This is a genomic window from Mesorhizobium sp. BH1-1-4, assembly GCF_020165665.1.
In the GTDB taxonomy this organism is placed as follows: Bacteria; Pseudomonadota; Alphaproteobacteria; order Rhizobiales; family Rhizobiaceae; genus Mesorhizobium.
Window position 1 is genome coordinate 1 of the sequence record NZ_JAIUIN010000010.1, and the last position, 26104, is coordinate 26104.

The 26104-nt window shown below is 65.4% G+C and carries 31 protein-coding genes; 17 read left to right on the forward strand and 14 right to left on the reverse strand.

Features of this window, described 5'->3' with window-relative positions; all coding sequences use genetic code 11:
• Positions 1-153: LysR family transcriptional regulator (locus LB569_RS18180; RefSeq protein ID WP_224693696.1), on the reverse strand; the 153-nt coding region annotated here is incomplete at its 3' end.
• Positions 154-276: 123 nt separating this feature from the next.
• On the opposite strand from LB569_RS18180, the gene LB569_RS18185 reads away from it, so the two are divergent.
• Positions 277-486, forward strand: a complete 210-nt coding sequence (locus LB569_RS18185; RefSeq protein ID WP_224693490.1) for a hypothetical protein — start codon at positions 277-279, stop codon at positions 484-486.
• 56 nt (positions 487-542) lie between these two features.
• Positions 543-1292, forward strand: a complete 750-nt coding sequence (locus tag LB569_RS18190; RefSeq protein WP_224693491.1) for a sulfite exporter TauE/SafE family protein — start codon at positions 543-545, stop codon at positions 1290-1292.
• Positions 1293-1321: 29 nt separating this feature from the next.
• On the opposite strand, the gene LB569_RS18195 is transcribed toward LB569_RS18190, so the two are convergent.
• Positions 1322-1897 carry a DUF308 domain-containing protein gene (locus LB569_RS18195; protein ID WP_224693492.1) on the reverse strand — a complete coding sequence of 192 codons (576 nt, stop codon included), beginning with the start codon at positions 1895-1897 and terminating at the stop codon, positions 1322-1324.
• A 201-nt stretch (positions 1898-2098) separates the two neighbouring features.
• Between LB569_RS18195 and LB569_RS18200 the strand changes: the two genes are divergently transcribed.
• On the forward strand, positions 2099-3004 hold the full coding sequence (locus LB569_RS18200) for an AraC family transcriptional regulator (RefSeq protein WP_224693493.1): 906 nt from the start codon (positions 2099-2101) through the stop codon (positions 3002-3004).
• Positions 3005-3047: 43 nt separating this feature from the next.
• On the opposite strand, the gene LB569_RS18205 is transcribed toward LB569_RS18200, so the two are convergent.
• On the reverse strand, positions 3048-3497 hold the full coding sequence (locus tag LB569_RS18205; protein WP_224693494.1) for a universal stress protein: 450 nt from the start codon (positions 3495-3497) through the stop codon (positions 3048-3050).
• 363 nt (positions 3498-3860) lie between these two features.
• Here LB569_RS18205 and LB569_RS18210 point away from each other — a divergent pair, with 363 nt between their 5' ends.
• Complete coding sequence (locus tag LB569_RS18210; protein ID WP_224693496.1) at positions 3861-4442, forward strand: histidine phosphatase family protein; 582 nt, start codon at positions 3861-3863, stop codon at positions 4440-4442.
• Positions 4443-4730: 288 nt separating this feature from the next.
• On the opposite strand, the gene LB569_RS18215 is transcribed toward LB569_RS18210, so the two are convergent.
• The gene (locus LB569_RS18215; protein ID WP_224693498.1) at positions 4731-5132 is read right to left on the reverse strand and encodes a VOC family protein; all 402 of its coding nucleotides are present in this window, start codon (positions 5130-5132) and stop codon (positions 4731-4733) included.
• A gap of 428 nt (positions 5133-5560) precedes the next feature.
• Here LB569_RS18215 and LB569_RS18220 point away from each other — a divergent pair, with 428 nt between their 5' ends.
• Positions 5561-5950: a hypothetical protein gene (locus LB569_RS18220; protein WP_224693500.1), complete on the forward strand. Its 390-nt coding sequence runs from the start codon at positions 5561-5563 to the stop codon at positions 5948-5950.
• Between the two features lie 93 nt (positions 5951-6043).
• Positions 6044-6445 carry a hypothetical protein gene (locus LB569_RS18225; protein ID WP_224693501.1) on the forward strand — a complete coding sequence of 134 codons (402 nt, stop codon included), beginning with the start codon at positions 6044-6046 and terminating at the stop codon, positions 6443-6445.
• Positions 6446-6461: 16 nt separating this feature from the next.
• Here LB569_RS18225 and LB569_RS18230 read toward each other — a convergent pair whose 3' ends face one another.
• Positions 6462-7235 (reverse strand): pseudouridine synthase, encoded by a 774-nt coding sequence (locus LB569_RS18230; RefSeq protein WP_224693503.1) that lies wholly within the window; start codon positions 7233-7235, stop codon positions 6462-6464.
• A 208-nt stretch (positions 7236-7443) separates the two neighbouring features.
• Between LB569_RS18230 and LB569_RS18235 the strand changes: the two genes are divergently transcribed.
• Both LB569_RS18235 and LB569_RS18240 read left to right on the forward strand, forming a co-directional pair.
• Entirely contained in the window at positions 7444-8157 is a 714-nt protein-coding gene (locus LB569_RS18235; RefSeq protein ID WP_224693504.1) for a hypothetical protein, read from the forward strand.
• The gene (locus tag LB569_RS18240) at positions 8147-9739 is read left to right on the forward strand and encodes a GH3 auxin-responsive promoter family protein (protein ID WP_224693507.1); all 1593 of its coding nucleotides are present in this window, start codon (positions 8147-8149) and stop codon (positions 9737-9739) included. Before LB569_RS18235 ends, LB569_RS18240 begins: the two co-directional genes overlap by 11 nt.
• 76 nt (positions 9740-9815) lie before the next feature.
• On the opposite strand, the gene LB569_RS18245 is transcribed toward LB569_RS18240, so the two are convergent.
• Complete coding sequence (locus LB569_RS18245) at positions 9816-11006, reverse strand: cytochrome P450 (RefSeq protein ID WP_224693509.1); 1191 nt, start codon at positions 11004-11006, stop codon at positions 9816-9818.
• Positions 11007-11071: 65 nt separating this feature from the next.
• Between LB569_RS18245 and LB569_RS18250 the strand changes: the two genes are divergently transcribed.
• Complete coding sequence (locus LB569_RS18250) at positions 11072-12127, forward strand: hypothetical protein (RefSeq protein ID WP_224693510.1); 1056 nt, start codon at positions 11072-11074, stop codon at positions 12125-12127.
• Between the two features lie 71 nt (positions 12128-12198).
• On the opposite strand, the gene LB569_RS18255 is transcribed toward LB569_RS18250, so the two are convergent.
• The gene (locus LB569_RS18255; RefSeq protein WP_224693512.1) at positions 12199-13080 is read right to left on the reverse strand and encodes an aldo/keto reductase family oxidoreductase; all 882 of its coding nucleotides are present in this window, start codon (positions 13078-13080) and stop codon (positions 12199-12201) included.
• Between the two features lie 93 nt (positions 13081-13173).
• Between LB569_RS18255 and LB569_RS18260 the strand changes: the two genes are divergently transcribed.
• Together LB569_RS18260 and LB569_RS18265 are read left to right on the forward strand one after the other, a co-directional pair.
• The gene (locus tag LB569_RS18260) at positions 13174-14076 is read left to right on the forward strand and encodes a LysR family transcriptional regulator (RefSeq protein ID WP_140708950.1); all 903 of its coding nucleotides are present in this window, start codon (positions 13174-13176) and stop codon (positions 14074-14076) included.
• A 172-nt stretch (positions 14077-14248) separates the two neighbouring features.
• The gene (locus tag LB569_RS18265) at positions 14249-16162 is read left to right on the forward strand and encodes a diguanylate cyclase (protein ID WP_224693514.1); all 1914 of its coding nucleotides are present in this window, start codon (positions 14249-14251) and stop codon (positions 16160-16162) included.
• 86 nt (positions 16163-16248) lie between these two features.
• Here LB569_RS18265 and LB569_RS18270 read toward each other — a convergent pair whose 3' ends face one another.
• Entirely contained in the window at positions 16249-16455 is a 207-nt protein-coding gene (locus LB569_RS18270) for a hypothetical protein (RefSeq protein WP_140708946.1), read from the reverse strand.
• Positions 16456-16719: 264 nt separating this feature from the next.
• Here LB569_RS18270 and LB569_RS18275 point away from each other — a divergent pair, with 264 nt between their 5' ends.
• Positions 16720-16959, forward strand: a complete 240-nt coding sequence (locus LB569_RS18275) for a hypothetical protein (RefSeq protein ID WP_140708944.1) — start codon at positions 16720-16722, stop codon at positions 16957-16959.
• 64 nt (positions 16960-17023) lie between these two features.
• Here LB569_RS18275 and LB569_RS18280 read toward each other — a convergent pair whose 3' ends face one another.
• On the reverse strand, positions 17024-17251 hold the full coding sequence (locus tag LB569_RS18280) for a polymerase (protein WP_140708940.1): 228 nt from the start codon (positions 17249-17251) through the stop codon (positions 17024-17026).
• 244 nt (positions 17252-17495) lie between these two features.
• Positions 17496-17693 (reverse strand): hypothetical protein, encoded by a 198-nt coding sequence (locus tag LB569_RS18285; protein WP_224693516.1) that lies wholly within the window; start codon positions 17691-17693, stop codon positions 17496-17498.
• Positions 17694-18139: 446 nt separating this feature from the next.
• Here LB569_RS18285 and LB569_RS18290 point away from each other — a divergent pair, with 446 nt between their 5' ends.
• A complete protein-coding gene (locus LB569_RS18290) occupies positions 18140-18436 on the forward strand; it encodes a DUF1236 domain-containing protein (protein WP_140708937.1) in 297 nt (98 codons plus the stop codon).
• Between the two features lie 59 nt (positions 18437-18495).
• On the opposite strand, the gene LB569_RS18295 is transcribed toward LB569_RS18290, so the two are convergent.
• Positions 18496-18939, reverse strand: coding sequence for a cytidine deaminase (locus LB569_RS18295; RefSeq protein WP_224693518.1), 444 nt, complete (start codon positions 18937-18939; stop codon positions 18496-18498).
• A 78-nt stretch (positions 18940-19017) separates the two neighbouring features.
• Positions 19018-20397 (reverse strand): sodium:solute symporter, encoded by a 1380-nt coding sequence (locus LB569_RS18300; RefSeq protein ID WP_224693527.1) that lies wholly within the window; start codon positions 20395-20397, stop codon positions 19018-19020.
• Positions 20398-20564: 167 nt separating this feature from the next.
• Here LB569_RS18300 and LB569_RS18305 point away from each other — a divergent pair, with 167 nt between their 5' ends.
• From LB569_RS18305 to LB569_RS18315, 3 genes are read left to right on the forward strand one after another with little or no spacing between them, the layout of a single operon-like run.
• On the forward strand, positions 20565-21794 hold the full coding sequence (locus LB569_RS18305) for an adenosylhomocysteinase (protein WP_224693529.1): 1230 nt from the start codon (positions 20565-20567) through the stop codon (positions 21792-21794).
• 50 nt (positions 21795-21844) lie between these two features.
• On the forward strand, positions 21845-22618 hold the full coding sequence (locus LB569_RS18310) for an IclR family transcriptional regulator (RefSeq protein ID WP_224693531.1): 774 nt from the start codon (positions 21845-21847) through the stop codon (positions 22616-22618).
• An 11-nt stretch (positions 22619-22629) separates the two neighbouring features.
• A complete protein-coding gene (locus tag LB569_RS18315; protein ID WP_224541477.1) occupies positions 22630-23076 on the forward strand; it encodes an SRPBCC family protein in 447 nt (148 codons plus the stop codon).
• 3 nt (positions 23077-23079) lie between these two features.
• On the opposite strand, the gene LB569_RS18320 is transcribed toward LB569_RS18315, so the two are convergent.
• Positions 23080-23934: a helix-turn-helix transcriptional regulator gene (locus tag LB569_RS18320; protein ID WP_224541475.1), complete on the reverse strand. Its 855-nt coding sequence runs from the start codon at positions 23932-23934 to the stop codon at positions 23080-23082.
• A gap of 99 nt (positions 23935-24033) precedes the next feature.
• Between LB569_RS18320 and LB569_RS18325 the strand changes: the two genes are divergently transcribed.
• The gene (locus tag LB569_RS18325; RefSeq protein ID WP_224693533.1) at positions 24034-24918 is read left to right on the forward strand and encodes an SDR family oxidoreductase; all 885 of its coding nucleotides are present in this window, start codon (positions 24034-24036) and stop codon (positions 24916-24918) included.
• 291 nt (positions 24919-25209) lie between these two features.
• Here LB569_RS18325 and LB569_RS18330 read toward each other — a convergent pair whose 3' ends face one another.
• Complete coding sequence (locus tag LB569_RS18330; protein ID WP_224693535.1) at positions 25210-25908, reverse strand: RibD family protein; 699 nt, start codon at positions 25906-25908, stop codon at positions 25210-25212.
• Between the last annotated feature and the right edge of the window lie 196 nt (positions 25909-26104).

The following is a 26104-nucleotide window of genomic DNA, read 5'->3' on the forward strand; positions in this document are numbered from 1 at the left end:
CTCCAGGAGCGGCGCGCCGAGGCTTTCCTCCATGCCCTTGATGCGCGCGCTGGCCGAGGCCAGCGCCAGGCCGGCGAGTTCGGCGCCATGCGTGATGCTGCCGCGTTCGGCGACCAGCAGGAACAGCCTGAGATCGGTGAGGTCGAAGCGCATTTTTCGCTCCCGCAAATCGTGTCGTGCCGGATCAGCCTTCGTTCAGGGCGAAGGCTGGCAGCGCAATTTCCACATTGTGGGCGGCCCGGATCTCAGTCAAATCATTTGGCGTGGAGATATGCGATGACCGAAAAAGCGACAGGCCGGCGAGGGCTCGGCATTCTTGAAGGCGCGGCGATCGTGCTGGCGCTCGCGGTGGCCTTGCTTGCGGTCACGCAAACGCGTCCTGGTTCGCGGGAATGCACCGTGGCGGCGGCTTCCGCCAACCGCGATGCCGCGCCGGCAAACCCCGATCGGGATGCCGAAGCGACGGACATGCTGTTGCATGACTGAAGCAGCCGGCGTGCCCGGGCTCATGCTGAGCGCCCATCCATGCTGAGCGCCCATCCATGCTGAGCATCGGCGCCGTCGCCTTCGTCGGTTTCGTGTTTCTCGCCGCCGGCCTGGTCAAGGGCGTCGTCGGCATGGGGTTGCCCACCGTGGCGATGGGCCTGCTGGCGGTGACCATGCCGCCGGCGCAGGCCGCTGCTCTGCTGCTGATCCCGTCGCTGGTCACCAACCTGTGGCAATTGTTCACCGGCCCGTCCTTCGGCGGCTTGTCCAAGCGGCTGTGGACGATGATGGCCGGCGTCGTCATCGGCACCGTCGCCGGCGCCGGCCTTCTGACCGGCGCGCACACGACGATCGCCTCGGCCGGGCTTGGCACAGCACTGGTGCTCTATGCGCTTGTGGGCCTCGCAAGGGCCGGCTTCACCACGCCGGCGCGCCACGAAGCGTGGATGTCGCCTCTGGTCGGCGTGGCGACCGGCCTGGTCACCGGCGCCACCGGCGTCTTCGTCATTCCGGCGGTGCCTTACCTGCAATCGCTGCGGCTGGGCCGGGAAGAGCTGATCCAGGCGCTCGGCCTCTCCTTCACCGTGTCGACCTCGGCCCTCGGCTTCGGCCTGTTCAGGACCGGCGCGCTGGCCTCGCCGACGGCGCAACTGGCGGGGTCGGTTCTGGCCTTGCTGCCCGCGCTGGCCGGCATGTTCGTCGGCCAGGCGCTGCGCCAGAGGATGAGCGTCGAGACCTTTCGCACGGTGTTCTTCGCCGGGCTGCTGGCGCTCGGGGCCTATCTCATGCTGGAGGCCGCGCTTTAACGCCAGGCCAGCCTTGGCACGCGCAAGGATCAAGCGCTGCGCTTGCGCGCCTGCATGACGCTCAACCATATGGCCGAGACGAGAAAATAGAAGGCGCCGAACGCGGCATAGGGGGCGATGTCGGTGATGCCGGGCGACGCTGCTCCGATTGCCTGCTTGATGAAGAAGCCGCCGGCAAGCGCCGACTGCGCACCGCTCAGCACCATCGCCCATTGCGCGCCGGCCCGCCAACGGCGCACGCCGGTGGCAAGCTGGAACAGGCCGGAGAGAACCGCCCACGCCCCGAACACCGCCAGCACGGTGTGCAGGCCCTGTCCAAGCGCGACGACGACCGCGATGGCGGTGATCGTGCTCACCGCAGCGTTGAGCGCCTGGCTGGGATTGGCCTTCAGGCCGCCGCTGCGCTGCGCATCCACGATGTTGGCGATCGCGTCCCATAAGGGGTAGGCGACCAGGAGGAGCGCCGCGACCGGCGGCGCGCTTTTGCCAAGGGTAAAGGCCGCCGCAACCCAGGCGACCGAAAAGCCGGCCCGGATGAAATAATAGGATCTCAGCCACTGCGATGCGGCAATGCCCGAGGGCGCCTGGATGGTTTGAGTGCTCATTGGAATTTCCTGTCTTGGTGGTTGGACGGCGGTCGACCCGCTTGATCGACTGGGATCACGTCCGCTTCGGATGATTGGGAAAGCTCACGCTCGCATCTCAACTTGCGGGAATGGCTTTGATCCAAGATGAAAACAGCGCATAATCACTGCGAGATGCGCTATTCTTGCTAGGGAATGTAGGGAAAACAGCCGGCCTCATCCATGATTGAATCGCCTGAAAATTTGACCATTCTTCCGGATGGAGGGCCGCGTGCCGGTGTCTCCGGCGACCTTCTCTCGCATGTGCTGGCGCAGATCAGGCTTACCGGCGACGAGGTTTTTTCAAGCGCGCTGGCGGAAGCGGAGCAGCTCGATCTCGACGACGGGCAGGCTCATATCGTCGTGGTGAGGTCCGGCGCGCTGCGCATGGAGAGCGAGGATCAGGCCGCTGTCGTCATCGAGGCTGGCGGCCTCGTGCTGCTGCCTCGCGGTCCCGGCGCTTTGCGGCTGGTGGCGGCGCATCCGCGCGTGGAGATCGTCGTCTGCCGCTTCTGGTTTGATCCGGACAGCCTGCGGGGAATGATCTTCGCCTTGCCGCAATGCATTCACATCCAGCGTACCCAGGGGGCAGGGTGGGTCGACGGAATGTTGCCGTTCCTGATGGTCGAAACCAGCGGCGCCGAGCCAGGTGCCGCCTTGATGATTTCGCGCATCATCGATCTCATGGTCATCCGCACCTTACGCAGCTGGGTCCATGAAGGGCACGCCACGGGTTGGCTCGGCGGGCTTTCCGACGCCCGCGTCGCCCGTTCGCTGAAGGCCATCCACGAAAGGCCGCTGCAGCGATGGAGCATCAATGAACTGGCCGACAAGGCCGGCATGTCGCGTTCGAGCTTCTGCGATCGTTTCGCCGCGCTCGTCGGGCGCTCGCCACTGCGCTACCAGAATGAATGGCGCCTGGGCCTGGCCCGCGACCTCCTGGCCAGACGGGACGCGCGGGTGGGCGAGATCGGCTTGCGCATCGGCTACGAGTCCGAGGCCGCCTTCAGCCGCGCCTACAAGCAACTCTTCGGGCATCCGCCACGGGTTGAATATGCCTTGGCGAATGAACTGGGCAAGCAGCCCTGAACGCCGGCGCCATTCTCAAAATAGCAAGGTGCGGGACCAGACGCTACCGCACCACCAGCACCGGGATTTCGGTATAGGACAGCACTTCCGCCGTCTGGCTGCCCAGAAGCAGCCTGCCGAGGCCCCGGCGACCATGCGAGGCCATGACGATCAGGTCGCAGCCTTGCGTCCTGGACAGCTCCAGGATCGCTTCGGCGGGTCGCTTGTCCTCGACATGGACCAGTTTGGCGGTGACGCCGGCCGCATCGGCGGATGCCTTGCATTTGTCGAGCACTTCCTTGCCGTAGCGGCGCGATTCTTCCTGGTAGACGGCCAGTTCATCGCCGGCCGCGTAACCGGCCATGGCGCCGCCCCAGGCGAAGATCGGGAATTGTTCCGAAACGGTGACGAAGGTGACGGCGGCGCCGAGATCCTTGGCCAGAGTGAGGCCCTGGGCGACGCCCTTGTCGGCCAGTTCCGAGCCGTCGGTGGCGATGAGCAGATGTTTGTACATGATGGTGTTGCCTGTCGTGCCTGAGGACTATCCAACAGAGATAGTTATGCCCCCGCGCCCATTCATTGAGCCAATGCGGCGGGGATCAGGGCCAGCGGGATGGCTTGACATACAGGCGTCTGGGGCGGTCAATCGTTGGCGTCGGCGCCGCCCCTCATTGCCCTGCCGGGCGTTTCTCCCCGTAAACGGGGAGAAAGAAGCCGCCGCAACGCCGGCGCGTACTTGCGCTGGCGAAATCATCCGACACGGCATGGTGAGGGGCGGCGCCAACCTGTCGAGAAGAGGCACGCCGCGCATTTCGCCAACCGGATTCCCCTTTGCGGAATCGTCCTCTAAGGTGCCGACGACATCGAAAGGCATCCCATGAGCAGCGCGTTTCCCCAAATCCATCTGGTCCGGCATGGCGAGACGGCGTGGAGCCTTTCGGGGCAGCATACCGGCCGCACCGACATGCCGTTGACGCCGGCTGGCGAGGCGGCGGCGCGCGGTCTCGCGGACCGGCTGAAAGGCCTGTCGGTTTCCCAGGTGTGGTCGAGCCCCTCGCAGCGCGCCTACAACACCAGCGTGCTCGCCGGCTTTGGCGCGCGGAGCGTGAAGATTGACGATCTGCAGGAGTGGGACTACGGCGCCTATGAAGGGCGCACGACGAAAGAAATCCTGGCCGGGCGGCCGGGCTGGAACGTGTTCCGCGACGGCTGCCCGCAAGGCGAGGTGGCGGCCGATGTCGGCGCCCGCGCCGACAGGATCATCGACCGGTTGCGCCATGCCAATGCCGACATACTGATCTTCTCCAGCGCGCATTTCCTGCGCGTGCTCGCCGCCCGCTGGCTCGGCCTGCCGCCCAAAGGCGGCGCGCTCTTCGTGCTCGACACGGCCAGCATCAGCGTGCTGGGTTACGAGCACGATCTGACCGAGCCGGTCGTGCGCAAGTGGAACCTTAAATAGGGGAGCAACGGCGCCTGCACAGCGCGGAAGCGCCCGTCACTTCGTCATCCACGGCGGAGCTAGGAGCGTAGCGACGCGGCGCAGACCTCTGGAGCTGCTCCGCAGCCCAAGGGATCCATGCCGGGACTCCGGTGCATTGCCACGGTCCAGAATTCTGCTCCGCTGCGCTCGATGGCGAAGGTCGCGGCATGGATCCCAGGGTCTCCGCGACGCCGCTTTCGCGGCTGCTCCGCCCTGGGATGACGAACGCGGGGAGGTCTCGGCTAATTCCGGATGCTGGGCTGCCCTCTACCTCTCGAATTTCCGGATCGCCTCCGCCGACACCGGGGTGAAGAAATTCACCAGATTGCCGTCGGGGTCGCGGAACAAAAGCGAGCGGTTGCCCCAAGGCATGGTGGTCGGCTCCTGCACGGTCGTCTTCTTGATGAGGTCCGACAGCCGGTCGAATTCTGCATCGACGTCGCCGACGCGGAATTCGAGGATGGCGGTGTGGTTGTCGGCGGGGCGGGCGATGTCGCCGCCGAACAGCATCAGGGTGCGTGTGCTGCCGATCGCCAGGGTGCAGGCCGGCGTCGCCAGTTCGGCGAAATCTTCCGTGTACACCGTCATCGGCATGCCGGTGATCTCCCCGTAGAAGCGCACGAGGCGCTGGACGTCCGACGTTATAATGCGGACAGAGACGAAATTCATCGCATTGGCTCCTTGGTCGCTGAAGCCGCGAGCGGGCTTCCCGCCGATGCATAGACCAGGCCTCCTGACAGCTTTCTGTCAGGAGAGAGGGAGCGGTTATGCTTCGGACCTGATCGGCGCCTGGACAGCGGGAGGGGAGAAATCATCGGCAGGCGACAACGTGTTGCAATCGGCAATCTGTTCTTGGCGCATTTTATGGTCTTAAGAATTTCGTGGCGTTGTTTCGAGATAAATACTTCATTTCGTCCGGTATGAGTATTGAGAATGGCGATCTCCGGGGCCATTCATCGATCTTTTTCTGATAACCATGAATTGATTGGCATGGCTGTTTCCGTGATTTGTTGCTTGCTCCGGGCTGTCATAAAATCGTCGGCCGGAGAGTTCCTAAACCGGGGGGAGACAATATGAGGCGCCGCGCGACACCTATCATGACGGGGCTGGTACTTCTGGGGCTGGCGGTCAGTCCCGCGGCTGCTTCCAACCGGACGTTCACCTACCAAAAGACAGCGCTTTCGGGCCGTGATGTCTATTTCTTCGGCGGGGCGAGCCTGAACGTGGATTGTTCCAGCGAGGGCAGGGACGATGTGAGGGTGGTCTCGGGTCCAAGCCACGGAAATGTAAAACTCGTCCATGACAAGGTGTTCACGCATTACAACAAGTCGAACGACCGGGCAAAATGCAATCTCCGCAAGGTGAATGGCATCAAGGCGCTCTACAGGTCGAGCCCGAGCTTCAAGGGCTGGGATCAGGTGACGATCTCGGTCCACACCTATGACGGCAACGCCTTTAAATATGTCACCAACATCAAGGTGGAGTAGCAGGCTTTCCGTCGCAAGGGCTGCGGAGGCCTGCCAATATCCGCCCGCATGCCGTGGCGGGCGGCAAATCGTGTAGCCAGGAGGATCGTTGAAATGAAGCGTCGAACGACAAATTTGATAACGGCATTGGCGATTCTGGGCTGCGCCGCCTGGCCGGCGGCGGCGTCGAGCTACGAAAAATCGGCGCTCTCCGGACAGGAGATCTATATTTTCAGGAATGTCAGCCTGAATGCCGACTGTTCGAGCGCGGGCGCCAACGATGTCCGGATCATCGCGGGTCCAAGCCACGGCAAGGTCAGGCTCGTCCACGCCAGGATCTACGCCGGTTTTGCCAAATCGAACGACCGTTGGAAATGCAACGCGCACAAGGTCGACGGCATCAAGGGGCTTTATCGGTCGAAGCCCGGATACAAGGGTCGCGACCAGGTTACGTTTTCGGTCCACACCTATATGGGCGACGCTCACCAGGCCGTGGTGAGCATCAACGTCGAATAGAAACTTAGACGCCCGTTCAGTCCGCCAGCAACGCCAGCTCCTCCGCCGTCAGATGCCGTGCGGCACCCTTGGCGAGATCGCCCAGCGGCAAGCCGCCGATGGCGATGCGGATGAGGCGCTTGACCTCGATGTCGTGGGCGGCGAGCAGGCGGCGGATGTGGCGGTTCTTGCCTTCGTCGAGCACGATCTTCAGCCAGGCGGTGCGGCCGCCGCTGCGCAAAAGCCCGATCGAGTTTGCCGCCAGGGTCTCGCCATCGACGGTGACGCCGGCGCGGAGCTTGCCCAGCATGACGTCATCCGGCACCGTGGCGACCTGCACGTGATAGGTCTTGGGCAGATGCGAGGCCGGATCCATCAGCCGGTTGGCGAAATGGGTGTCGTTGGTCATCAACAGCAGCCCTTCGCTCGCCTTGTCGAGGCGGCCGACCGGCGAGACATAGGGCAAATCGAGCCCCTCGAGACAGGCATAGACGGTGTCGCGCTGTTGCGGATCGTCGCGGGTGGTGACCAGCCCGCGCGGCTTGTTCAGCATCAGATAGACCTTGCGCTCGGCAACGACCGCGTCGCCGTCGACGACGATGCGGTCGCGGTTCATGTCGACGCGCAACGCCGCATCGCGCACCACCTTGCCGCCGACCCGCACGCGGCCCGCCGCGATCAGCACTTGCGCCTGCGTGCGCGAGCACAGACCGAGTTTCGACAGCGCGCGGTTCAGGCTGACGCCGGGAGGCCCGGCGGCGCGTGGCTTGCCGGGGGCCGGCCGGCCGGGCGGTGGTGATCGTGCTGCCATGGTTTTGCCGATGATCCCTTCCAGGCGACAGATGCCATGGAGAAAGCGGGCACCGCAAGCCACGCCTCCATGCGGCTGGAGGCTCCGTCCGAGCGATGAATCGTCAAGCACCGGGTTGAACTTTTCAAGCCGGGACTGATATTCGCTAGATCGGGTCTGATAGGGGCGGGCAGACTATTTGGGAATTGGTGCGGGCCAGACGGAATCCTTGGAGACGCTGACAACACCGGTCGCGGAACTGGCGAGGGCCGATCGCGACCGGATGTTTGCTCTCTACGAGACCTATTACGAAGCGATCGATCGCGGGCTTTTCGAGCGTGATCTGTCCGAGAAGGACGCCGTCGTGCTGACCCGTCTCGGCCCCGAGATCGTCGGCTTCTCGACCTATCTCGTGCGCCAACAGGCGATCGGCGGCGAGACGGTGCATTACCTTTTCTCCGGGGATACCGTCCTGCACGCCTCGCTTTGGGGCAATCCCGTGCTGCTGAAAGGTTTTTTCCGCGCGGCGGGCGCGGCCAAGGCCAAGGTCGACGGCCGGCTGTTCTGGTTCCCCATCATCAAGGGACACCGCACGTTTCGCATCCTGCCCGATTTCTTTCGCAAGTTCGTTCCGGCCATCGAAGGCCAGGGAGCGCCCTGCCTGCTGGCAATCCGCGATGCGATAGCATCTGCCCGCTACGGCGATTATTTCGATCCTTCGACCGGGCTCATCGATTTCGGTCCATCGCAAGGCCATCTTCGGGAACAATGGGCCGACGCCAGGCAAACGGCGGCCCACAATCCCCTGGCGGCCTTTTTCGTCAGAGCCAACCCCGACCATTCCAGAGGTGTCGAACTCGCCTGCCTGACCGAGTTCGAGACCGGCAATCTGAAGCGCTATGGCGCCACGAGCTTTGCAGAGGGGCTGGGCGATGGCCGCTGACCCCTGGGCTCGGATCGCCGGCGCGACCGCTGCCATCGAAGCAGGCTTTCGGGCGCGGCTCGGCCATGTCGAGGCAACGCAGCGCGATCTGCTGCGGCGGCTGATCGAGGCCAATGCCGGGACGGAGTTCGGCCGCGACCATGGTTTCGCCAGCGCCACGTCGGCCGAGGCGTTTCGCGATCTGGTTCCGATCGCCGACTACGAGGCGCTGCTGCCTTACATCAAGCGCACGATCGACGGCGCCGGCAATGTGCTGACGGCCGAGCCGGTCCGCTTCCTGGAGCAGACCGGCGGCAGTTCCGGCGGCTCTAAATACATCCCCTATACCGATAGCGGCCTGCGCGCATTCACCGACTGCCTCTATCCCTGGCTGGCGGACCTGATCCGCCGCCGGCCGGGCGTGGCGCAAGGGCATGGCTATTTCGCGCTGAGCCCGGTCGGCCGTGGCGCCGAAGAGCGCGTCGGCGCCCACAGGCTGGGCAGTCCGGTGCCTTTCGCCTATTTCGGGGCCTTGCGCGACAGCCTCGTCGAGCTGTCGGCCGTGCCGATGGAACTGAGGCTACTCGGCGACTTCGCCAGCTGGCAAAGGCAGACCTGTCTGCACCTGCTGGCCGCCGACGACCTCAGCCTGATCTGGGTCTGGAGCCCGACCTATCTGACCGAGATCCTGCGCGCCATGCGGCGCGATGCGGCGAGCCTGCTGCCGGAGCTTGGCGAGAGGCTTGGCGCCACGCGGCCGGCGGCCGCGGTGAGCCGCCGCATCGCCGTTCTGGAGGCAGCCCTCGGTGGGGCCGGTGCCGGCCTGTCGGCGATCTGGCCTCGGCTCGATACGATCAGCTGCTGGACCGATGCCTCGAGCCAAGGCTTCGCCGCCGAATTGCAGGCGCAATTTCCCCAGGCCTTCCTCCAGGCGAAAGGCCTTATGTCCACCGAGGCCGCCGTGTCGTTTCCCCATGGCGATGGTCCCGGCTCGATCCTGGCATCGCAAAGCGGATTCTTCGAATTTATCGACGACGACGGCGCCGGCCGCTTCGCCTGGCAGCTCGAACTTGGCCGCTGCTACCGGCTGATCGTCACCACCGGCTCGGGGCTTTATCGTTACGACACGCAAGACGTGGTCGAGGTCCGCGGCTTCACCGGCGACACGCCGCGCCTGCGCTTCATTGGCCGGGCAGGCATGGTGTCGGATCTCTGCGGCGAGAAACTCACCGAAGCCTTCGTCGCGCGCTCTCTGGCCGAAGCTGGGTTCGATCCCCGTACCTATGCGCTGCTGGTGGCGGTCGCGGCACCGCATCCGCACTACCAGCTTTTCATCGAATCCAGGCGCGCCCCGGGCACGGTCGCGTCGCCGGGGTCAGCCGTCGAGCGCAAGCTGATGGCCAATCCGCAATATGAATATGCGCGCCGCATCGGCCAGTTGGGCGCGTTGCGGACGACCGCGGTCGATGATCTCTATGGCCGGCTGAAGCGCCACCGCCTTAAAGGCGGCACGAGCATTGCCGGCATGAAAGCGCCGATCCTGCTCGGGCAATCGGATGAGGCGCTGCTTGCGGCCCTCAATGCCGGTGAAGCGGGGGTTTAGGATGATGCGTCATCCCTTTGGACCGGAATCGGAATTTGCCTTGGCGGCCGACGAGGTGGGGGCCAGCCTTTTCCGCTCAGGCAGTCAGGCGCAACGTCAGCGCGTCCAGGCCACGGATGGAGGAATTGTCCATCCATTGCCAGCCGACAGGCTCGATGATTTTCCAGCGGGCGAGCGCGGCTTCCAGCACCGCATGGCCCTCCATCTCGGCCAGCGCCCTGCCGATGCAGACATGCGCGCCACGGCCAAAAGCCAGATTCTGCCTGCCGGCGCGGCCAAGGTCGAAACGCGATGCATCGGCAAACTGGGCGGGATCGCGATTGGCGGCGCCGACCAGCAGCACCACCAGCCGGTCCTTGCCGATCTCGCGGCCGCCAAGGACCACGGGCTCGAGCGGCCAGCGGCAGATCTTCTGCACCGGGCTTTCCAGCCGCAGAGTTTCGGCAACCGCATTGGCGGCGAGCCGGCGGTCGGCGCGCAGCGCCGTCCATTGGTCGGGCCGGTGGGCAAGATGGAACAGCATATTGCCGATGAGATGCACCGTGGTCTCATGGCCGGCAAAGGCCAGGAAGGCGATGTTGCGGCCGGCGGCCGTCAGCCCCAGCGCGTCGGCCAGAGACGGCAGGCCCGCCAGCAGCGGCGGCAGGTCTCCGGCGGCGAGCAGATGGCGCAGATGCTCCACGAAATAACCGGACATCTCGTCGGCGGGATTGGCGCCATCGCCAAAGGCATCGTCGAAGCCGGTGTCGAGCATGGTGCGGATCGCAACCGACCAGGCCCGGATCAGCGGCATGTCCTCGTCCGGCACGCCAAGCAGGCGGCCGATGATGCGTTCGGGGACGGCGCGCGTGAAGGCGGCGACGACATCGACCGCACCCGACAGGCCGGCATCGCCGACGAATTCGTCGACCGCTTGCGCGACCACCGGGCGCAGGGCGGCCATGCCCTTGCCCACAAAGGGCTGTTGCACGGCCTGGCGCAGCGCGGCGTGGGTGCTGCCTTCCTGGTAGATCAGCCAGTCGCGTATCGCCGAATCTGGCTGCGCCGCCTCGCTGCCCGGCGGCACATGCGAGAGCTTGCGGTCGGCAAGACTGTTGGAGACCAGATCGTAGCCGGTGACATAGATATCGCCCCAAGGCGCCTGCCAGACGGGCGCTTGCCGGCGCATTTCATCATGGATGGCATAGGTGTCGGCGGCGCCCTCGAAGGCGCCGGCGCGAACCCCTTGCCAGGGATGTTCGACTGCCTCGGAGGGCCCGGTATGCATCGCTTTTCGAAAAACCCCACCTTGCCGGCCAAATCAGGCACGCGTCCGCAAACCGATAACCGGCCATGACCACCGATCAAGGGCCGATCTACTATTTCTGCACGCGCCAACACGCTTACACGATGGGCGTGCTGCTTGGCTATTACGACCATGGGCTTGGCGAACAGGTGCGGATCATTCCCTATGAGCATGTCGCGAGGCTGGGGCCGGTCGCGCTCGGCACCTTCATCTTCACCGATTTCGAACGGCTGTCCGCCGCGCAATCGCAGGCGGCGATTTCGCTGCACGGGCGCATCCGCTCTGTCAATCCCGACCTGTTGCTGCTCAACGATCCGGCGATCGTGCCCGGCCGGTTCGACTTGCTGAAACGGCTGAAGGCCGCCGGCCTCAACCATTTCGACGTGCATCGCCTGGAGGAGCGCAAGGCAATCCGTCGTTTCCCGGTCTTCGTGCGCTGGGAGAGCCAGCATGAGTTGCCGTTGACCGGACTGGTCGACAGCGCGGAGGCCCTCGATCGGGCCATCGCCGGCCTGCCGGCGCGTATCCGCCGCGACCCGGACCTGATGATCGTCGAATATGACGCGGCACCTTCGGCCGATGGGCGGTTTCGCAAATATTCGGCCTACAAGGTCGGACCGACGGTCTATCCGCAGCACTGCTTCATCAATGAAAGCTGGTACATCAAGTTTCCAAGCACCCGCTTCAGCGAGGCGGACAGGGCCGAGAGCCGCGCCTATGTGGCCGAGAATCCGCATGCCGAGCAGATCGAGCGTGTCTTCGCACTGGCCGGCATCGACTATGGCCGCATCGACTACGGCATCGTCGACGGCCAGGTCCAGACCTTCGAGATCAACAACAATCCCACGGTCCTGGCGCGTCCGCCCGGTTGGGAGGCAGGCGCCGACTACAGCCGCTACGCCGCCATGCACGCCCAGGCGCTGCGCGGCATCATGCGGCCGGCTTCCGGCCTCAGTCTCGTGCTCGGCGACGGCACGATGAGCGTCGATGCCGCCCATGCCGACGCCATGCAGGCGGTGCGTCGGCGCATTGCGGGGTTTTCGCTCAGGCGGCGCTTGTCGCTGCGGGTGCTGAAAAGGCGGCTGGCGCGTCTGTTGGGATGATTGCCGGGGGTGTTTCGCCCCCGGCAATAAATGCGTTCTGGCCGAGCAGGCTCTGCCCGGCCGGGTCGTTCTCAGGCCGCCTTGGCCTCGCCGCCGATGCCGTCCAGAACCTCGATCGCGTCGGCCGGCAGCTTCAGCTCCGCCGCCGCCAGGTTCTCCCTGAGATGGCCGACCGACGAGGTGCCGGGGATGAGCAGGATGTTGGGCGCGCGCTGCAGCAGCCAGGCGAGCGCCACCTGCATCGGCGTCGCGCCGAGCTTTTGCGCGACGTCGGCAAGCGTGCTCGACTGCAGCGGCGTGAAGCCGCCGAGCGGGAAGAACGGCACATAGGCGATGCCATCGGCGGCAAGCTCGTCGATCAGCGCATCATCCTGGCGATGCGCGATGTTGTACTGGTTCTGCACGCAGACGATGTCGACCTTGCCGCGCCCCTGCACGATCTGCTTGCGGGTGACATTGCTCAGGCCGATATGGCGCACAAGGCCCTGGCGCTGCAGTTCGGCGAGCGTGTCGAGCTGCGGCTCGAGCGATCCTTCGGCGGGTCCGTGGATGCCATGCATGGAGCGCAGGTTCACGACCTCGAGCACGTCGAGTCCGAGATTGCGCAGATTGTCGTGCACGGCCTGCGTCAGCTCCTGCGGCGACATTGCCGGGATCCACGATGCGTCCGCGCCGCGCCGGGCGCTGATCTTGGTGACGATGGTGAGGTTGGCGGGGTAGGGATGCAGCGCCTCGCGGATGATCTGGTTGGTGACGTGGGGGCCGTAGAAATCCGACGTGTCGATGTGGTCGACGCCGCTGGCGACGGCCTCGCGCAGCACGGCGAGCGCGGCATCGCGGTCCTTCGGCGGACCGAAGACGCCGGGTCCGGCCAATTGCATGGCGCCGTAGCCGAGACGTTTTACGGTGCGGTCGCCGAGCTTGAAGCTTCCGGCCTTGCTGATGTCGGTCATGGTGTCGTCTCCTTTGGATCAGCCAGATATAGACAACGCGCGCCTGCACGATAATATGGTGTAATCGGCACAACCTGTGCGGAAAGGCGAACAATGGCGGCGGATCTGGGCGACCTCCAGGCATTCATGGCGGTGGCGCGCGCCGGCGGCTTTCGCGAGGCGGCCCGGGTGGGAAGCGTCAGCGCCTCCAGCCTGTCGGAGACGGTGCGGCGGCTGGAGAGCGAACTCGGCGTGCGGCTCCTGAACCGCACGACGCGCAGCGTGGCGCCGACCGAGGCCGGCGCGCGGCTGCTCGAACGGCTCGGCCCGGCGCTCGGCGAGGTCGAGGCGGCGCTCGACGTGGTCAATGGCTTTCGCGGCCGCCCGGCCGGCACGCTGCGGCTCAACGTGCCTGTCGTGGCGGCCAAACTGGTGCTGCCGCGCCTCTTGCCGCCCTTCCTCGCCGCCTATCCCGAAATTCGGCTGGAAGTGACCGCCGAGGACAATTTCGTCGACATATTGGCCAGCGGCTGCGACGCCGGCATCCGCTATGACGAGCGGCTGGAGCAGGACATGATCGCCGTGCCGATCGGCCCGCGCCGGCAGCGCTTCGCCACCGCCGCCGCAACGGCCTATCTCGACCGGCATGGCCGGCCCGAGCACCCGCGTGACCTGCTCGACCATGCCTGCCTGCGCGGCCGCTTCGCCAGCGGCTTCACGCCGCCCTGGGAGTTCGAACGCGACGGCGAGGTGGTCAGCGTCGAGCCGACCGGACCGCTGCTGGTCAGCACCGGCACGGCAATGGCGCTCGCGCTGGAGGTGGCGGTCGCCGGCGGCGGTATCGTCTCGCTGTTCGAGGACTGGCTGCGCCCCTATTTCGACGATGGCCGGCTGGAACCGGTGCTGGAGCCCTGGTGGCAGGAATTTTCAGGCCCGTTCCTCTACTATCCCGGCCGCCGCCTGACGCCGGCGCCGCTGCGCGCCTTCATCGATTTTGTCGGCGGGATGCGGTGGTGAGGGGTTCCAGCTGAGCCAACGCGGCCTCCGGCAGCGCCGCCTTGCGCCCGCATTCGAACAATCCAAACGCGGTCTGTAACGGTTTGTTTTCCTGCCCGACGTATCAGAAGGGCGATTTCGCCAACGCCGGATGCACCTTCAAGAGGCAAAATGAAGGGGGACGCGTAAGAAAATGGGTTCGCCCTGGTCCGAATTGCTGGCCAACCTGGCGGTCGTCGCGATGTTCGTTTCGGTCTGGATCCACACCCATGTGTGGCTGGATCGCTGGGCGCCCGCCGTAAAGGCGGCGGCCTTCGGCCTGCTGATGGGCGTCGGCGCCATCATCCTGATGCTGACGCCCATGCAGTTGCAGCCGGGCGTGCTCGCCGATCTCCGGGCGACGATGATTGCCGTTGCCGGCTTCTTCGGCGGTCCTGTGGCCGGCATCGTCGCCGGGATCATGGCCGGTGCGTTCCGAACCTTCGAAGGCGGCATCGGCGCCTTCGCCGGCGCGGTGGGGATCGCGGCCGCCATGCTGGTCGGCATTGCCGGCAACCTTGCCCTGCGGGGGCGCCGGCCCACCATGATCGACATCATGATCCTCGGCGCGGCGGCAGCGGCGGCGTCGCTGCTTGGCCTCAGCGTCCTGCCTCGGGATGTGCTGCAAATGGTCCTGCCGAAGGTGGCGCTGCCTTCCTCCCTGCTCATCTTCGTCTCGGTGGTGTTGTCGGGGCTGACGCTCTACCAGGAGCGGCGCCGCCTCGAAGCGCTGCAGTCGCGGCGCATCTACAAGGCGGTGGTGGAGACGCTGCCCGATTGCCTCAACGTCAAGGATCTCGACGGGCGCTTCATCGCGGCCAATCCGGCAACGGCCGCGCTGATGCATGCGCCCGACGCCAAGGCGCTGATCGGCAAGACCGATTTCGATTTCTATCCGCGCGAAACGGCGCGGGGATTTCGTGAGGACGAGCTTGCCGTGCTGGCCTCGGGCGCCGCCTCCACCATCGAACAGCGTGTTCATCACGAGGACGGCACCGATGGCTGGCTGGCGACCCTGAAGGCGCCGTTTCGCGACAGGAGCGGGGCCGTGGTCGGCCTGATCACGCACAATCGCGACATCACCGTGCGCAAGCAGCTGGAGACCGAACTGGCGGAAAGCCAGGCCAGGCTCGGAGACGCGCTGACGCACATGGCCGATGGCCTGGTGATGTTCGACCCGGACGGCAAGATGGTGCTCTGCAACGCCCGCTACAGCGCCATGTTTCCGAAGACGGCCGAACTGAGGGTGCCCGGCGCCGATTACCGCGACATTCTGCGCGCCTCGGCGGCGCGCGGCGAGGGAACAACACCGCCTGGCGCCGTCGAGGAGTGGATCGCCGGCATCATGGCCGCGCAGAAGCTTGTCAGCCACCGCCAGATCCGGCTCGCCGACGGACGCTGGCTCGACGTGCGCACCCGCCCGACCGGCGACGGCGGAAGCCTCAGCGTGTTTTCCGACATTACCGAGACCAAGCAGGTCGAGGCCGAACTGATGGCCGCCAATGAGAAGCTGAACCTTCTGGCGCATTGCGACGGCCTGACCGAACTGTTGACGCGCCGCGCTTTCGACGAAGCGCTGGCGCGCGAATTCGCCCGCGCCAGCCGCAACGCGATGCCGCTCAGCCTGCTCATCATCGATGTCGACTGGTTCAAGCGTTTCAACGACCATTACGGCCATCCGGCGGGCGACGAATGCCTGCGCGCCGTCAGCCGCTGCATCGAGGCCGCAGCTCGCCGGCCGGCGGACGCCGCCGCCCGCTATGGCGGCGAGGAATTCGCGCTCATCCTGCCCGAGACAAACGCACGGGGCGCCTTCGTCATCGCCGAAAAGCTCAGGAGCAAGGTGCGCGACCTGGCCGTGGCGCATGCCGGAAGCGAGAAAGGCATCGTCACCGTCAGCATCGGTGTCGGCACATTCGAGGCAGGCGCCGCCGCGATGGAGATTGCCGATCTGCTACGGCGCGCCGACGAGGCGCTCTACGGCGCCAAGGCCGCCGGGCGCGACCGGGTGCATGGCTGGCGTCCGCATCTCAGCGATCAACGCTCGGCGGGTTCTCGCAAGACGTGAGCCTCGCCGTACCGCAAGCGTTGCGGGGAAAATTCGATCGAGGATGATCTGGCTGACGAAGCCTCTCGGCTTCAGCCGGATCCATCTCAATCCGTGCTGGCGGGATCGAGCTTTACAAGGCGGGCTCTTGCTTCGCCGACGCGTTGTTGCGCGGTTCTTATCCTGTCGCAAAGCCTCAGATTGATACCGACACCACAGTCCTCGTCCAGCATCGCGTTTGCCCGCTCAAGGGCGAGTTCCGCCCGGTTGAGGCGCTGCCTCGCCGTGGCCAGTTCCAAGGTCAGAAGTTCCATTACTCCGCTTCCGTGGTTGCGGTCCCTTCGAGTGGGAAACCGCTGCCGGTCGTTTTGGTTCCGGGGCGGATCGCCAAGCTGCACGGGCGCGTCGGCCCCGCCTTGCCGAAGCCGCCGCGTTTCGTGGAATGCGAAGGTTTTGGCTACGTCATTGTTTATTGACCCCGACGGCGACAGGCGTATTTTGCCCAAGCCGTCCGCAACGCCAGGCACGCTGACGCTTGGGAGCATCATCCTGCTTCCGCCAAATTCCAGGAGGAAGGTGTGAGTAGGCTGTTACGGACGCGCAAGGGCGAATACCTCGATCACCGATTAGAATGTCCGTTCTGCGGCACCATTCGCCTGAACATTCCGGCCGATGCGCAACCTTCGACCCGGATCAGTTGCGCGGAGTGCGGCAGGTATCTCGGGATATGGGACGAGCTTCAGACCGACTTCGAGCTCCAGGGCGGTAACGATGGCGTGTTCCGTCTCGACCAAGGGCGCATCCAGAAGCTCGACTAGCCGCCAGTCTTCACGGGCCTGTCTTCTCACGCCTCTCTTGTCACGCCTGCCTCTCTTGGCGGTGTCAGGACGGCCTTGGGTGGGCCAGGCTGGCGTCGAAGGTGGCCGGCAGCACAGGTGTGTCACCGCGTCCGGTCGAGGCCGTCGTCATCGTGTCGACGGGCACGATAATGACCATGCGGGCATGCTGCTCCGGCCACAATGGCTTGCCGAAAAGGAAGAACGTGCTGGCGAGGAAACAGACCAGCAAGAGGATGGCCAAGGTGTTGGCGACGATCTCACCAAGTTGCATTTACGTGTCCTCCAAATCGCCCGCCTGGTAGCGCAACGAGCATCGGCGGCCGATGTTCGGCATATGGGACCAATGCGCCGACGGTTGGGACTTCAGTCCCAATTGCAGCTGCGGCGATAAAGCCGCAACCTGCCCGCGCACCGGCCGAGCCTCCATCAAGCGGGGTAGCCGGCGCATAGCCCGGCCTGCTCGCCAACGTGCCGAACCTTCCGCCAAAGCGGGCCGGGCTCCCGCCATGAGAACATCACCAGCGGACCGCGATTTCCACGGGCAGGGGCGAGCGTTGGTTGCGCAACGAAGACAAGGCCCGATCGGCGGGCTGGCGGAAAGCACGCCGGAACCGGCCCGCTTGCTCGGCGGCGAGAAAGGCGCGGTTCTCGTTCCTCTGGCGGCCAGCCAGCGTGGTCAGGTTGGGGTTGTGTGACCGGATCTGACGTCTCATCGCCTCAGCCTCCCGCAATGAAGGCAGCTACCAGCTCAACGTAAAGCTGACGAGCAGAACGGCGACCAGGGCCGATAGCGGGACCGCCATCAACAGCGCCGCCTCGATCAGTTTGGTTTCCTTGTCGCTGAACATCACGATCTCCTGCCGTCTTGGCCCCGGCGGCGGAATTCAGGGTTCGCCCGCCACCCGGAAGCAACGAGCGAACCCTATTGGCGCAGGAAGGGACGGAGCTGCGCCAATGCCTGAACTTGCAGTCGACAACGAGCGCAAAAGGTGGCTGTTCCCGGCGGCGGCGCCGATAGGACCATTGCCTTTCTTGATCGGCCTTAAGTCCTGGGTGATGCCGGACCGAAGCCCGACCCTGGAACGTTCAACCCGGGCTGAAGTTCGGTTCCCAGCGCGGCGACAATTCCGTGCCGTGCGAATTCCAGATGGAGGATCTCATGAAGAAGAATCTTGCCGCCCTGGCAGCGGTCCTGTTGCTCAGCGGTGTCGGCGCCGCCGCCGCAGAGGACATCGTCATCCAGCCCGAGCAGGAGACGGTGATCAAGGAGTACGTGCATAAGCAGCCGCTGGCTTCGGTCAAGGTTCCCGGCGTGGAACTCAATGTCGGCACCGCATTGCCCGACACCGTCGAGCTGCACGAAGTCCCTAACGTCAAGTATCGCTACACCGTCGTCGACGACCGGACCGTGATCGTGGATCCAAGCACCCGCAAGATCATCAAGATCATCCAGTAACATCGCCTGGCCCGCCCCCCGCGCCGGGGCGGGGCGGGGACTCAAGCGGTTCCCCTGAATCAGAATTTGCGCGGGTCGATGCCCTTGGTGCCCGGCCCGTAAGGGCTCGGATAAATCTCACCGATGGTCATCAGTTCGATCTCGCCGTCGAGGGTCGAACCGATGATCCTGACCTCGGGATCGTCGCAACAGAACTCCCAGATCACCTGCCTGCATTCGGCGCATGGCACGCCCGAATAGGGACCGTGGCAGACGATGGCCTCGATCTGGCGTTCGCCGGCCGCGGCCATCCGCATCACCGCGTTGCGCTCGGCATGCACCGATTGCTGGAGGGTGACGATTTCGACATTGCAGGCGGAAAACAGCCGGCCCGAAGCAGTGCGCACGGCCGAGCCGACCTTGTGGTTGGAGTAGGGCGTGTAGGCCTTGTCGCGTGCCTGCGCCGCCGCTGTGACGAGCGCCTGGTCGGCGCTCGAAAGTTGGTCGAAGCTTGTCTTGCGCATCGGTCTCTCCGTATGCGGGCTCCATCCCGAATTGATTCAGGATGAAGCTTTATCGCATTGCTTTCTTGATCTTCGCCGTCACGCCGGCTGCCGTTGCGACCGGGCGACGAGCCCGGCGACGAAGGGGACGAGCGAGAGCAGGAAGCCGACCAGCGAGGCGGGAATGCCGCCCGGCTCGCCCATCAGCACGAGGATCGCGGTCGAGCCGGCGCCCAGCACGATGGTTGCCAGCATCGACCAGGAGGGAATGCGCCAGCCGAAGGTGGCCGACAGCACCGGCAAGAGCAGGCCCGGCACATAGACCGAGAAACCAAGCATCAGGATGGTGACGATGCCGGGCACCGAGAGCGCCACGACCAGCGCCACGAGGCCGAGCACGAGCAGCAGGATGCGGCTGGTCCACAGCCTCTCCCTGTCGCTTGCGCCTGGGCGCATGCGCGAGATCACGTCGCGCTGCAGCGTGGTGGCGGTGATGAGCAGCGTGGTGCTCGCCGTCGACATCGCCACCGCCAGGAAGGCTGCGACCAGCACGCCGATGACGCCGTGCGGCAGCAATTGCCCCATCAGGTCGGGCATGGCGTTGACCGGGTTGGCGCCGGCCGGCAGCAACGCCTTGGCGGCGACGCCGAGGAAGGTGAGGACGACGCCGAAGATCGCCATGATGACGAAGCCGTTGATCAAGCCCTTGCGCGCGGTGTCCGGCGAGTTGGCGGAAAAGACGCGCTGGAAGCCGATCGTGTCGATAAAGCCGGCGGGCAGAAGCAGGAACCAGACGAACAGCGTCGCCGGCGGCACGTTGGCGAACAGATTGTAGAAGCCCGGAATGTCCTTCGTCGCCTCGTAGATGCGCGGCACGCCGGGTCCGAAGATGACGTAGAGCGGCGCCACGACGCCGATGATGACGAGGAAGATGACGGCCTGCAATACGTCGGTCGCCACCACGGCGAGGAAGCCGCCGAGCATGGTGTAGACGATGACGACGAGGAAGGCGACGATGGCGCCGGTCCTGGGATCCATGCCCGAGAACAGGGTGAACACCATGGAGATGCCGAACACCTGCGCGGCCGCCCAGGCGAGATAGTTCCAGCTCGTCACCAGCGAGGCGGCGACGCGCACCGAGCCCGGATAATCCTGGGCGACGATGTCTGGCGTCGTCACATGCATGCGCTGGCGCACGATTTTCGCGAGGAAGATGCCCATCAGCAGCAGGCCGATCGGGAAGGTGAACCACCACCAGGTGCCCGCTATGCCGTAGCGGACGACCATTTCGGGCGTGCCGAACAGACCGGCAAGCCCGGTCCAGGAGGCGAAGGCCGAGATGGTCAGCCAGAGCGGCCCCATGCGCCGGCCGGCGACGATGTAGTCTTCCTCGGTCCTGATCGAGCGGGCGAAGTAGAGCCCGATGCCGGTGACCGCCACGAGATAGACGGCGACGACCGCAATATCCAGATTTCCCATTTTGTACCCCTTCACATGCGAAGCCGATGGCGCGCCACATTCCTTGGCGCGCGTGCTGTCCTGTCCGTTGTCCCTCTTGGCGGGACTTGACGACCCTCTGCAAGATTTGTCACATGCAAAAAAGTTTTTTGCAAGCGCTGAATCTAGACCGTGATCGGAGACTTCGAATGACCCAAGCGCCTACCAATTCGGCTAATGCCAGTCCGGCTGATGCCAATGCGGCCGATGCCGAACTGGTCGAGCGCGGCCGCGCCCGCATCGCCTGGATCCGTTCGCGCATGGCGTTGCTGGCGGGGCTGCGCGAGGAGTTCCGCCGCACGAGGCCGTTCGCCGGCCGGCGCATCGGCGTGTCGCTGCATGTCGAACCCAAGACCGCCGTGCTGCTCGAAGTGCTGGCCGAGGGCGGCGCCGAGATCGTCGGCACCGGCAATCACGGTTCGACGCAAGACGATATCGTCGCCTTCCTGCAAAGCCGGGGCATAGGCATCTTCGGCCGCCGCGCCGACACGCTCGCCGACCATCACGCCAATCTGGCGCGGGTGCTGGATGCCAGGCCCGACATGCTGCTCGACAATGGCGCCGACCTTGCCGCCGGAATCGTCGAACGGGGCAGGGCGGCGTCGATCCTGGGCGGCACCGAGGAGACGACATCGGGCGGCGACCGGCTGCGCGGCGAACTCTCCGGCAAGGTGCCGTTCCCCTCCATCGTCATCAATGACAGCCCGCTGAAGGCGATCGGCGAGAACAAGCACGCGGTCGGCCAGTCGGTGGTGGAAAGCTTCATGCGCATCACCAATCTGATGATCCCCGGGCGCCGCTTCTGCGTCGTCGGCTATGGCTGGTGCGGGCGCGGCATCGCGCAATATCTGCGGGCGCTGGGGGGCCGGGTGGCGATCGTCGAGGTCGACGAGATCAAGGCGCTGGAGGCCGCCCTCGACGGCTACCGCGTGGCACCGCTTGCCGACTTCGCACCATGGGCCGAAGTGTTCATCACCGCCACCGGCCGCGCCGGCGTGCTGCCGGCGGAGGCGATTGCCCTCATGCGGGATGGCGCGGTGCTGGCCAATTCCGGGCATTTTCCCTGGGAGATCGACACCGAGGGTCTTGGTGCCATGACCACCGCGACCACCGACCTGGACGGCACGCTGCGGCGGCTGGATCTCGCCAATGGGCGGCATGTCATCCTCGTCGCCGAGGGACGCATGTTCAACCTTGCCGGCGTCGAGCCGAAGGGCAATTCGATCGAGTCCATGGATATCGGCTTCATGCTGCAGGCGCTGTCGCTGGAGCGGGTGGTGAGCGGGAAGGACCTTGCCGCGGGCGCGCAGCCGGTGCCCGACGATATAAACCGCCGCATCGCCCGGCTGATGACGGCTTCGATGGGGGCCGCCTTGTAGCTATGGTAGCCCCATGATTCTCTCCGTCTGACGCCTGAAGGATTGTGGGCATGGCTGGCAAGACCGCGGAAGCGCCGGACTATTCGGTTCCGGCCCTGGAAAAGGCGTTCGATATCATCGAACTGCTGGCCGAGCAGAAGGACGGGCTGAACCAGGGCCAGATTTCCGAGGCGGTCGGACGCTCGATCCACCAGATCTACCGCGTGCTGCAGGCGCTGGAACGGCGCGGCTACATCTTCCGCGACCGGCCGGCCGGGCTCTATTTCCTGTCGCCGCGCCTGTTCGAGCTGGCGCACCGGCACGAGCCGCTGCGCGGTCTCGTCCAGGCGGCGCTGCCGTCGATGCGGCGGCTGTCGGACGCCATCCAGCAATCCTGCAATCTCGGTGTCCACAATGCCGGCAGGGTGCTGATCCTGGCGCAGGTGGAAAGCCCGGCCGCGTTCGGCTTCCGGGTTCGCGTCGGCGCCGAGTTTCCGCTGTTCGGCACCGCGACCGGCCGTACGCTGATGGCGTTCCAGCCGCAGGATAGAATCAATCAATGGCTGCAAGCCGCTGGTATCGCTGACGAAAAAAATAGCGAAGTGCGCGACGCGCTCGTCCGCATCCGCGACGCCGGCCATGAGGAGGTGGCGGACGGGCTGCAGCCTGGCGTCATCGACCTGGCCTTTCCGGTCATCGGGCCGCTCGGCCATTCGGTCGCGGCTCTCACCGTGCCCTATGTGGCGACCAGCTACAGCGTGGTCGACCTCGCCACCGTGCGCCGCCATGCCGCGCAGGCGGCGCACGGGATCGCCCTGGTGCTGGCGCCCGAACCTTCTGCCTGAAGCGCGGCGCCGTGACCGATCCTGCCGCGCCGATCGTCAAGGCTATCGCCATCGATACCGACCCGGCCAAGGTCTGGCGGGTGCTGACGATGCCGGCACTGATCGCGCAATGGATGTCCGACGAAGAACTGGATGTCAGCCTCGAGGCGCATGCCGGCGGCGCGATCGTGATCCGCGGCGTGCTGCATGGCATGCCGTTCGAAAACCACGGCACCGTCCGGGCGTACGAGCCGGCGAAGAGCTTCGCCTACAGCTATTGGAGCACGCTCTCGGCCTCGCGGCTGGCTGATATGCCCAAGAACCACACGGTGGTCGGCTTCGCTCTTGCGCCGGCGCATGGCGGAACCCTGCTGACCCTGACGCTGAGCGGCTTCGCCGAGCCGTCGATCCGCCCGCATGCCAATCTCTACTGGGGGCCGACCTTGCAAATCCTGAAGGCGGTGTGCGAGCGCCCTTAAGGGCTACACAGCGACGGGCTCGGAGGCATCTTGCTCTTTGCGGCGGCGGGCGAGGTCGCGGATGCGATCAGCGACCGCACTGTCCACCGGATTGTAAACGGTCAGGCTCAAATCCGGCCGGCCATCGACCGCGAAGGCCGAATATTCGAGCTCGATGTCGCCAAGCACGGGATGCTTCAGGCGCTTGGTCCCGTCGCCATGGGCGAGCACGTCGTTTTCCCGCCAGAGCGCGGCGAATTCCGCGCTGGCGCCGCACAATTCGTCGACGAGCTGGGCGACCTCGGACACCGCGCCGGCGCGCGCCGCGTCGGCCCGGAACGCGCCGACCACGAAGCGGGCGAGGTTTTCCCAGTCGTGCTGCTTGGCGCGGATGGTCGGGCTCAGGAACATGAAGCGCAGTATGTTGCGCTGGCCGTGGGGCAAGGTGCTGTAGTCGGTCATCACCACTTGCGCGGCGCTGTTCCAGGCAACGACATCCCAAGTCGCCGTCTTGATCAAGGCGGGGCTTGCCTCGAGCGTATCGATGAGGCGCTGCAGCCTCGGGCTGACGCCGTCGGCGCCGACGTAGCGAACCTCGGGCGGACGCCCGAGCCCGAGCATGAAGAGATGTTCGCGCTCGGCCTCGGTCAAAAGCAGCCCCTTGGCGATGCGGTTCAACACATCGGCCGAAGGCGCGCCGCCGCGTCCCTGTTCAAGCCATGTGTACCAGGTCGGGCTGATGTTGGCGCGCTGGGCGACCTCTTCGCGGCGCAGCCCCGGCGTGCGCCTGCGCCCGGAAAAGCCGAAGGACGAGGGGTCGAGCCGGGTGCGCCGGTCTTTCAGGAATGCGGCGAGCGAACCGGGAGAGCTGTTGGGCATCCTGCTGGCCATCCTGTTAAAGATTATACCATGATAAGGTCACTACTTTAATGGAATAATAGACCAGCGATATTGCGCAGGCAACCGCAGGAGATTTGTATGCGTATCTTTCTCACCGGCGCGACCGGTTTCATCGGTTCGGCCATCGTTGCCGAACTTCTTCAGGCCGGCCATCAGGTGGTCGGCGTCACCCGCTCCGATGCCGGGGCCGAGGCGCTGGCGGCCGCGGGCGCCGAGGTGTATCGCGGGACCCTCGAGGATCCGAAAGGCCTGCGCGACGGCGCGGCCAAGGCGGAAGCCGTGATCCACACCGCCTTCGATCATGATTTTTCGCGGTTCGCCGAGAACTGCGAAAAGGACAGCCGCGTCATCGCCGCGCTCGGCGAGGCACTCGCCGGCTCAGACCGGCCATTGGTGATCACCTCGGGCGTCGGCATGGGCAGCCCCGGACATGGCGAACTGGCGGTCGAGGATGTCTTCAATCCTGGCCACCAGAACCCCCGCATCGCCTCGGAACTCGCCGGCAATGCGTTGCTGGAGGCGGGCATCAACTTGTCGGTGATGCGCCTGCCGCAGGTCCACGACACGAGGAAGCAAGGCCTCATCTCGCCGCTCGTCGAGATCGCGCGGCAAAAGGGCGTCTCGGCCTATGTCGGCGAAGGCCGCAACCGCTATTCGGCCGGCCATGTGCTCGACGCGGCACGGCTCTACCGGCTTGCGGTGGAAAAGCGGCAGCCCGGCGCGCGCTATCACGCTGTCGGCGAGGAAGGCGTCGAGGTGCGCGCCATCGCCGAGGCGCTTGGCCGAGGCCTGAACCTGCCGGTGGTTTCGATCGCGCCGGAACAGGCGGCGGAGCATTTCGGCTGGATGGCGCTGTTTGCCCCGATGGACCTGCCCGCCTCCAGCGCGCTGACCCAGGCACGGCTCGGCTGGCGCCCGACCGGCCCGACGATGATCGCCGACCTGAATGCGATGCAATACTGAGGCGCGTGGCAACGTTCTGAATTGGCCGCGGCTTCTAAACTTCGTCATCCACGGGCGGAGCAAGGAGCGTAGCGACGCGGCGCAGACCCGAGGATCCATGCCGCGACCCATGAGCGTTGCCACGGTGCAGAATTCTGCTCCGCCGCGCTCTTCAGCCCAGGTTACGGAATGGATCCCAGGGTCTACGCGACGGAGCTTCGCTCCTGCTTCGCCCTAGGATGACGAAATAATGGAGGCGTGCAGTCCGTCAACGCAAGCAACAAATGGAGGAAAACCGGTTCCTCCTCAAGATCATGCGGGGCTCACGGCGTAGCGTAAGTGGATCACCCCATGCGCCAGGGTTTTGCAGTCGGTAAGCGACAGCCGCACCTTGCCTGCAAGCCCGGCCTCGCCGAACTCGACAAAGCCCTGGTTCGCCGCCCGCGCATCGAGCGCGGGGGCAACGAGAAGGCTGAGTTCATCGACCAGCCCCGCCGCCAGGAAGGTGCCGTTGATGCCGGCGCCGCCTTCGAGCAGCAGCCGGCGGATGCCGAGCTCGCGTCCGAGCACGTCGAGCATCGCGGCGAGATCGATGTCGGCCGTTTCCGACACGATGTAGGACACGCCGTCGGCGGTAAGTTCGGCCAGATGGCTGTCCTCGACATCACGCCCGAGCAGCACCACGACATGATCGCCGCCGATGTCGGGCTTGGCAAAGTGCAGCTTGCCGGAGGCATCGAGCGCCACGGCATAGCTGCCCGCGTCGCGCCGCGCGAAATGATGCGGCCGCTCGACCTTGCCCACATGCGCCGTCGGGTGCGCACCGGCCTTGCTCATCTCGGCCATGGTGACGCGGCCGACGATCCAGGCGTCGCCTTCGAGGTCGTTGTGGATCTGTTCATAGAGGCCCGACCACTCGGCCCGGCTGCCGTCGGGGCTTTCGGTGTAGCGGCTCGGATGAAGGCTGCCGTCGAGCGAGGCAAGCATATGGCAGATGATGTGCGGCTTCATGGGGCTTCTCCGGGATAGGCTGAGGGCCAGTCCAAACTAGTGCCGCAGCTGCAGAATGGAAGCAGCATGCCCGCGATCCAAAGTTCCGACAATTCCGGCAATTAGCTGACCGGCTCTGTTATATCGATGTTGCACAAATGGTTGACCCTGGGTTAGCATCCTCTTGTTGACGCCGATCGGAGGAATTTAGGCGGCG